General features: G+C 65.1%; 8 protein-coding genes. 6 read left to right on the forward strand and 2 right to left on the reverse strand.

The window, feature by feature from the left end; genetic code table 11:
- Positions 1-64 precede the first annotated feature (64 nt).
- Together VFW84_RS12835 and VFW84_RS12840 are read left to right on the forward strand one after the other, a co-directional pair.
- Positions 65-850 carry an SDR family oxidoreductase gene (locus VFW84_RS12835; protein WP_329680857.1) on the forward strand — a complete coding sequence of 262 codons (786 nt, stop codon included), beginning with the start codon at positions 65-67 and terminating at the stop codon, positions 848-850.
- Between the two features lie 9 nt (positions 851-859).
- Positions 860-1,231 carry a dihydroneopterin aldolase gene (locus VFW84_RS12840; protein WP_329680858.1) on the forward strand — a complete coding sequence of 124 codons (372 nt, stop codon included), beginning with the start codon at positions 860-862 and terminating at the stop codon, positions 1,229-1,231.
- Positions 1,232-1,238: 7 nt separating this feature from the next.
- On the opposite strand, the gene VFW84_RS12845 is transcribed toward VFW84_RS12840, so the two are convergent.
- The gene (locus VFW84_RS12845) at positions 1,239-2,426 is read right to left on the reverse strand and encodes a hypothetical protein (protein ID WP_329680859.1); all 1,188 of its coding nucleotides are present in this window, start codon (positions 2,424-2,426) and stop codon (positions 1,239-1,241) included.
- A 126-nt stretch (positions 2,427-2,552) separates the two neighbouring features.
- On the opposite strand from VFW84_RS12845, the gene ttcA reads away from it, so the two are divergent.
- Genes ttcA through VFW84_RS12865 form a run of 4 tightly spaced genes read left to right on the forward strand, consistent with a single transcriptional unit; the run spans position 2,553 to position 6,478 of the window.
- Positions 2,553-3,560, forward strand: a complete 1,008-nt coding sequence (gene ttcA, locus VFW84_RS12850; protein WP_329680860.1) for a tRNA 2-thiocytidine(32) synthetase TtcA — start codon at positions 2,553-2,555, stop codon at positions 3,558-3,560.
- 3 nt (positions 3,561-3,563) lie between these two features.
- Entirely contained in the window at positions 3,564-4,244 is a 681-nt protein-coding gene (locus tag VFW84_RS12855; protein ID WP_329680861.1) for a DUF4136 domain-containing protein, read from the forward strand.
- 28 nt (positions 4,245-4,272) lie between these two features.
- The gene (glmU, locus tag VFW84_RS12860) at positions 4,273-5,667 is read left to right on the forward strand and encodes a bifunctional UDP-N-acetylglucosamine diphosphorylase/glucosamine-1-phosphate N-acetyltransferase GlmU (protein ID WP_329680862.1); all 1,395 of its coding nucleotides are present in this window, start codon (positions 4,273-4,275) and stop codon (positions 5,665-5,667) included.
- A gap of 58 nt (positions 5,668-5,725) precedes the next feature.
- A complete protein-coding gene (locus VFW84_RS12865) occupies positions 5,726-6,478 on the forward strand; it encodes a J domain-containing protein (protein ID WP_329680863.1) in 753 nt (250 codons plus the stop codon).
- Between the two features lie 21 nt (positions 6,479-6,499).
- On the opposite strand, the gene VFW84_RS12870 is transcribed toward VFW84_RS12865, so the two are convergent.
- The coding region (locus VFW84_RS12870; protein WP_329680864.1) for an Lrp/AsnC ligand binding domain-containing protein at positions 6,500-6,695 on the reverse strand (196 nt) is incomplete at its 5' end.

Consider the following 6,695-nt stretch of genomic DNA (forward strand, 5'->3'; position numbering starts at 1 on the left):
GGCGCGGACACTACACTGTGGTCGGAGAGGGGTGGACGGTTCATGCCCCATTGTAGAAAGTCTCATGTCTGCATCTGCTGCAAGTTCTCCCTCTTCCCAGGATCGGGTCGTGCTGGTGACCGGCGCGGGCAAGCGCCTGGGTCGCCTGATCGCCCTGACGCTGGCCGCACAAGGCTGGGATGTGGTCGTGCATTGCCGTGCCTCGCGCATCGAGGCCGAGGGCACGGCCCAGGACATCCGGGCCCTGGGGCGCCGCGCCAGCGTGTTGTGCGCCGATCTGGCCGATGAGGCCGCCTGCCGCACCCTGGTGCCCCGGGCGGTCGAGTCGCTGGGCGCCCTCGATGCCGTGGTCAACAGTGCCTCCACCTTCGAGTACGACAACGCGGCCACCTTCAGCTACGACATGCTGGAAAAACACCTGCGGGCCAACACCGCACCGGCCATTGTGCTGGCGCAGGCTCTGGCCGCCCACCTGTCCACTCGGCATGTGCGCGGGGCCGTGGTCAATCTGCTGGACCAGAAGCTGTGGAACCCCAACCCCGACTTCCTGAGCTACACCCTGTCCAAGGCGGCGCTGGAGTCGGCCACGACCCTGCTGGCCCTGGCCCTGGCGCCTGCGGTGCGCGTGGTGGGCGTGGCCCCGGGCCTCACCCTCACCAGCGAGTGGCTGCAGGGCGCCGATTTCGAGAAAGCCCACCAGCTGTCGCCGCTGGGTCGGTCGTCCACGCCCGAGGACGTGGCGGCCACGGTGGCCTTTGCGCTGTCCAACCAGTCGATCACGGGCACCACCGTGCTGGTCGATGGCGGGCAGCACCTGCAGCGCTTTGCGCGCGATTTTTCAATGATGTGAGGCCAAGCGATGTCGCTGACCAAAGGCAACCAGATCCTGACCCTGACGGGCCTGCGTTTCGACGCCAACCTGGGCGTGCTCGAGCACGAGCTGACCACCCCGCAGCCCATCTGCGTCGACGCCGAACTCAATATGGGCAGCCAGCCCCTGCTGCCCCATGACGACGAGATTCTCAATGTGCTGGACTACCGCAAGGTGCGCGCCATCATCATCGAAGACTGCACGGCCACCCATGTGAACCTGCTCGAAACCCTGATCGGCAAGCTCTGCAAGCGCCTGATGGAGCTGCCCGGCGTGCTGGGGGTGCGCGTGCAGATCGCCAAGCTGGAGATCTTCGACGACTGCGAGGTCGCCATCAAGATGGAGACCGGGCAGTGGTGAAGCGCGGTCAGGGCATGCCGTGGACGCGCAGATAGCTCAGGGCGGATGGGCGTGTCGTGCCGGTGGGGAAAAGTTGGGTGGTGTAGAGCAGTTTGCCTGCCTGGACATCGATGAGCCTGGCATCAGAGCAATCGTTGGTGCGTGGCGGCGTCAGGCCCTGCGCTTGCATGTCGGCGGCCAGTCGGATCGTCTGGCCGTCTTTCCAGATGGCCCATTCCTGGGCGAAGCTGCCGTCTCCGACGCTGATGCAGCCATAGACCGTGCCGGGGCCGGTCAGACGGCCGCTCACGGGGACCACGGTGTCCACACCATTGCGGCGGATGAATTGCTCATAGGTGTCGTACGATCGCCAGAGCACGTCCCCTGCGGCATTGATGGACAAGGCCGCAGAGTTCATGGGGCCCCGCCAGGCCAGCTTGCCATTCACCCACAGCGCGGCCTGTTGCTGGATCTCCTTGAGCGTACCGGCGAGGGGGCCGCTGTCATAGAGCACATTGGTCTGGAGGCGGCCGACCACGTCGCCGTTGTCGTTCATGTCGATGGCATAGCTGTATTCAGCGCCACCGGTTTCCAGCTCGGTGAAGACACCCGCCTTCCAGATCAGGCCTTTGAGCAGCACGGCTGAGGTGGCGGATTCGACCAGGGTGGTGCCCAGCACCCAGTTCTTGTTGTTCAGCGCCTTGACATCGAAGTTGAGGCCATTGCTGCCGTATTTGATCTCCGTCACCTTGCCGTTGATCTGGATGGCAGCCTTGTCTTGCAAATAGCCGAAGCCCACCTTGTCGCGGGACACCAGCGACTGGGATGGGATGTAGCCGACCCAACTGCCCACATCATTCATGTGCAGGGGCATCACGGTGGTGGACACCACCGTCGGGGAGACATCGCCGGAGGGGGTTTCCGCCCACTTCAGCACGACGCGCTTGTAGGCCGGGACGTACTTGAATTTCTTGAAATCGAAGATCGAGCCGGATCGCACCGTGGCCCATCCCATGGTCTGGCCCTGGCCGTTCATGGTGGAGGGATTGCCATGGTTGGGCGTGCCGGAGCCATTGGAGGAGTCGGCAATGGCCGGCTGATAGGTCAGCAACTTGGCATAGCTGTAGGTCTGTGCCAGCGCCGGTACGCTGAACAGTGCAGACAGCGCGTACGCCGAGGTCAACCAGAGGGTGCGGTGCAGTGTCGGTGTGCTCATGAGGAGTGGCCTTGCGAGAGTGATCTGAGTGGGCTCATCGTCCATGACCCGGGGAGGAAACAGTAGCGGTCATCCCCGTAATCACATTTGATGATGCGCGGCGCCCGGATCGGCGAAAATAGCGGGATGAACGACGCTGTCCCCTCCCAGATCCTGTCTCAGGCCGATGCCGTGGATGCCGAAGCGCAAGCCAAGGCCAAGAAGCATGCCTTCGAGATGAACAAGCTCAGCAAGCGGCTGCACCGCGAGGTGGGCCAGGCCATCACCGACTTCAACATGATCGAAGACGGCGACAAGGTCATGGTCTGCATGTCCGGGGGCAAGGACAGCTATGCCATGCTCGACATCCTGATGAACCTGCAGAAGCGGGCGCCCATCCGCTTCGAGATCGTGGCCGTCAACCTGGACCAGAAGCAGCCTGGCTTCCCTGAGCATGTGCTGCCCGAGTACCTCACGAAGGTGGGCGTGCCCTTCCGCATCGAGGAGCAGGACACCTACAGCGTGGTCAAGCGCGTGGTGCCCGAGGGCAAAACCACCTGCAGCCTGTGTTCGCGTCTGCGCCGGGGCATCCTCTACCGAGTGGCCACCGAGCTGGGCTGCACCAAGATCGCCCTGGGTCACCACCGGGACGACATCCTGCAGACCCTGTTCATGAACATGTTCTTTGGCTCCACGCTCAAGGGCATGCCCCCCAAGCTGGTGACCGACAACGGCGAGCATGTGGTGATCCGCCCCATGGCCTACTGCCGCGAGCAGGATCTGGCCACCTATGCCGAACACCGCGAGTTCCCCATCATTCCCTGCAATCTGTGCGGTAGCCAGGAAGGCTTGCAGCGCCAGCAGATGCGCGAGATGATCAACGAGTGGGACCGCAAGTTCCCGGGCCGCGTCGACAACATGTTCACAGCGCTGTCCAACATCATTCCGTCGCACCTGATGGACCGCAAGCTCTACCCCTTCACCACCATCCGGGCCACAGGCGCGCCGGTGGTGGGTGGCGACATTGCATTTGACGAAGACGAAGGCTGCGGCACCCCAGGCAGCCAGGCCGCCGTGCCGATCTCGCTGGACAGCCTCAAGGCCTCCCTGCAGCGATCGGCGGACCAGGATGAACCGGACGACACCAGGAGCTGAGCCATGACTTCAATGACCCGCGCGACACATGAGACCGGCCGCCAGAGGCGGTCGCCCAGCCTGTGGCTGATGGTGATGGCGCTGGTCATGATGCTCACGGGCTGCGGCAGCCTCAGGAGCGTGACCGCCGAGGTGTCCAGCTACGGGCAGTGGCCTGCCGAGCGCAAGCAGGCACGTTATGCCTTCGAGCGCCTGCCTTCGCAGCAGGCCCAGGCCGATCTGCAGACCCGGGTGGAAGCCGCGGCAGCCCCCGTGCTGGCGCGCAAGGGCTTCACCCTGAGCCCGATGGATCAGGCCGATGTGCTGGTGCAGGTGGCCGTGCAATCCCGCACCCAGGCACGCTATGTCGACGATCCCTGGGGGCGTCGGCTGGATGGCTCCTGGTTTGGCGGTGTGTTTGGCACGGGGGGCATCTGGGGTCGCCATGGCGGTGTGGGCATCGGCATGAGCTTCGAGCCGCCGATGACGCAGATGCAGGTGGACCTGCTCATCCGTGATCGCCGCAGCAACCAGACCCTCTACGAGACCCATGCCGTGCACAACCGTGCCGGCAGCGTGGTCGAGAGCCTGATGGCGCCTCTGTTCGAAGCCGCCCTGCAGGACTTCCCGGCGCAGGCCATCAGCCCCCGTCAGGTCACGGTCGACCTCCCGGCGCCCGAGGGCACCGCGACACCCAAGCCCTGATCTTTTTTTTCCAAAAAATCGCTCCAGCATGTCTCTGTCCATCGTGATCATGGCCGCGGGTAAAGGCACCCGCATGAAGTCCTCGCGCCCCAAGGTGCTGCATCGTCTGGCCGGGCGGCCCATGCTCTCGCATGTGATCCACACCACGGCTCAACTGCAGGCAGCCCGCCTGATCGTCATCACCGGGCATGGGGCCGAGCAGGTGGAGTCCAGCATGCGCGCCGAGTTTGCGCAGGCCCCTCTGAGCTTTGCGCGCCAGGAGCCGCAACTGGGCACCGGCCATGCTGTCCAGCAGGCCATCCCCCTGCTGCCCGATGAAGGCACCACCCTCATCCTCAACGGCGATGTGCCCCTGATCCAGGCCGACACCGCCCGCAAGCTGGTCGAGGCTTGCGCAGGTGAGCGCTTGGCCTTGCTGACCATTCATCTGGACGATCCCACGGGGTATGGCCGCATCGTGCGTGACGGCTGGGGCGAGCAGGTCCATGCCATCGTCGAACACAAGGACGCCAACCCGGCTCAGCGTGAGATCAAAGAGGTCTACACCGGCATGATGGCCGCCCCCACCGCCTGGCTCAAGCAGGCGCTGCAAGGTCTGACCAACCACAATGCCCAGGGCGAGTACTACCTCACCGACGTGGTGGCCCGTGCCGTGGCCGATGGGCTGAGTGTGGTGGCCGCACAGCCCCAGGACGAGGTCGAGGTGCTGGGCGTGAACAGCCCGGCCCAGTTGGCCGACCTGGAGCGCCGCCACCAGCGCGCCCAGGCTGATCGCCTGATGGAAGCCGGTGTGCGTCTGGCCGATCCGGCACGCTTTGATCTGCGGGGCGAGCTGCGCTGCGGGCAGGATGTGGACATCGATGTCAACTGCATCTTCGAGGGTCAGGTCCGCCTGGGTGACGAGGTACGCATTGGTGCCCACTGCGTTATCCGCAATGCGGTGATCGAGTCGGGTGCCGTCATCCACCCCTTCACCCACATCGATGGTGACAAGGACGGCGTGAGCGTGGGCCCAGGTTCCCTGATCGGCCCCTTCGCCCGTTTGCGCCCGGGCGCACAACTGGGCGCCGAGGTGCACATCGGCAACTTCGTCGAGGTCAAGAATTCGACTCTGGCGGCGGGGGCCAAGGCCAATCACCTGGCCTACCTGGGTGACGCCACCGTGGGCGAACGTGTCAACTACGGCGCGGGCAGCATCACAGCCAACTACGATGGTGCCAACAAGCACCGCACCGTGATCGGCAACGATGTGCATGTGGGCTCCAACTGTGTGCTGATCGCGCCCATCACCCTGGGCGACGGCGCCACCGTCGGTGGCGGCAGCACCCTGAGCAAGGATGCGCCGGCCGGCCAGCTCACCGTGGCGCGCACCAAGGCGGTCAGCATCCCGGGTTGGAAGCGCCCCGCCAAGCAGCCCAAGTGAAGGCGTGCTTTAACATCACCACCTCCTCCCCACCAACCCATTGCAGGATGAGTGTGTCGTGAACCACTATGAGCGTCTGAAGGTCAATCCCGAAGCGCCGCCGGAAGTCATCCGCGCGGCCTATCGCGCCTTGGCGGCCAAGCTGCACCCTGACCGCAAGGGGGGCGATGCCGGCCCGAATGAGCACGCCCATGAAGAGATGGCCGCCCTCAACGCCAGCTACCTGGTGCTGATGGATGAGCAGGCCCGGGCAGACTATGACCGCACGCTCCTCAGCCAGGCTCGCCCGCTGGTCTCACCCGAGCCCACGTCGACGGGTGGGCGTCAGGAGGCTGGCGACACACGCATCGACATCGACTGGCTCATGGCCATGCCCAATGCGTCGGCGCCCTGGTACAGGGATCCCCGCTGGCTGTTTGCCGTTCTGTCCTTCGGTGGATTGATGCTGGCCGGGCTGGCCTGGTGGGGGGCCCAGGAGGTCGAGCGCCATGAGTTCGATCGCAGCCTGGCGCGCCGTGGCACCCTGGAGCAGAGCAGCTCGCCAGAAGTGTCACAGGGCGTGGCGGCATCTGCACCCGTGCCAGCGGCAGCCCAGGAGTCACCGGAGCTGACGCCCGAGCAGTTGTCCACCATGAGCGATGATGAGCTGCTGGCCGCCATGCCCAAGCTGCTCAATGACAGCCCTCGCGCGGACACGCCCCATCCCAGTTTGACGACACCGACGGGGGCCTCACATCCGCTGGATGGCCAACCGCTGGGGCTGAAATCCGCACCGATGACCTTGCCTTCGCTGCGCGCCAGTGCGCCCTGACGCCTGAAGGGGCCGCAGCCCTCAGGGCGTTGCGGGTAGCCGCACTGGCACTGTGGTGCTGAACTTGGCGCGCTGAATGGCAAAGAAGGTGCGCACATTGCGCACGCCCCAGGCGGCTGTGAAGAGGCGCTGGGCCACGGCCTGGTAGCCCGCCATGTCATCCACCAGCAGCACCAGCATGAAGTCTGGCCCGGGAGACACCCGCCAGCACTGCTGC

Source organism: Aquabacterium sp. (genome assembly GCF_036279655.1).
Classification (GTDB): Bacteria; Pseudomonadota; Gammaproteobacteria; order Burkholderiales; family Burkholderiaceae_C; genus Aquabacterium.

Excerpts from the sequence above, each read along its gene's own strand:
- VFW84_RS12835 (WP_329680857.1), top strand. The coding sequence starts at position 65 with ATGTCTGCATCTGCTGCAAGTTCTCCCTCTTCCCAGGATCGGGTCGTG.
- VFW84_RS12840 (WP_329680858.1), top strand. The coding sequence starts at position 860 with ATGTCGCTGACCAAAGGCAACCAGATCCTGACCCTGACGGGCCTGCGT.
- VFW84_RS12845 (WP_329680859.1), bottom strand. The coding sequence starts at position 2,426 with ATGAGCACACCGACACTGCACCGCACCCTCTGGTTGACCTCGGCGTAC.
- ttcA (WP_329680860.1), top strand. The coding sequence starts at position 2,553 with ATGAACGACGCTGTCCCCTCCCAGATCCTGTCTCAGGCCGATGCCGTG.
- VFW84_RS12855 (WP_329680861.1), top strand. The coding sequence starts at position 3,564 with ATGACTTCAATGACCCGCGCGACACATGAGACCGGCCGCCAGAGGCGG.
- glmU (WP_329680862.1), top strand. The coding sequence starts at position 4,273 with ATGTCTCTGTCCATCGTGATCATGGCCGCGGGTAAAGGCACCCGCATG.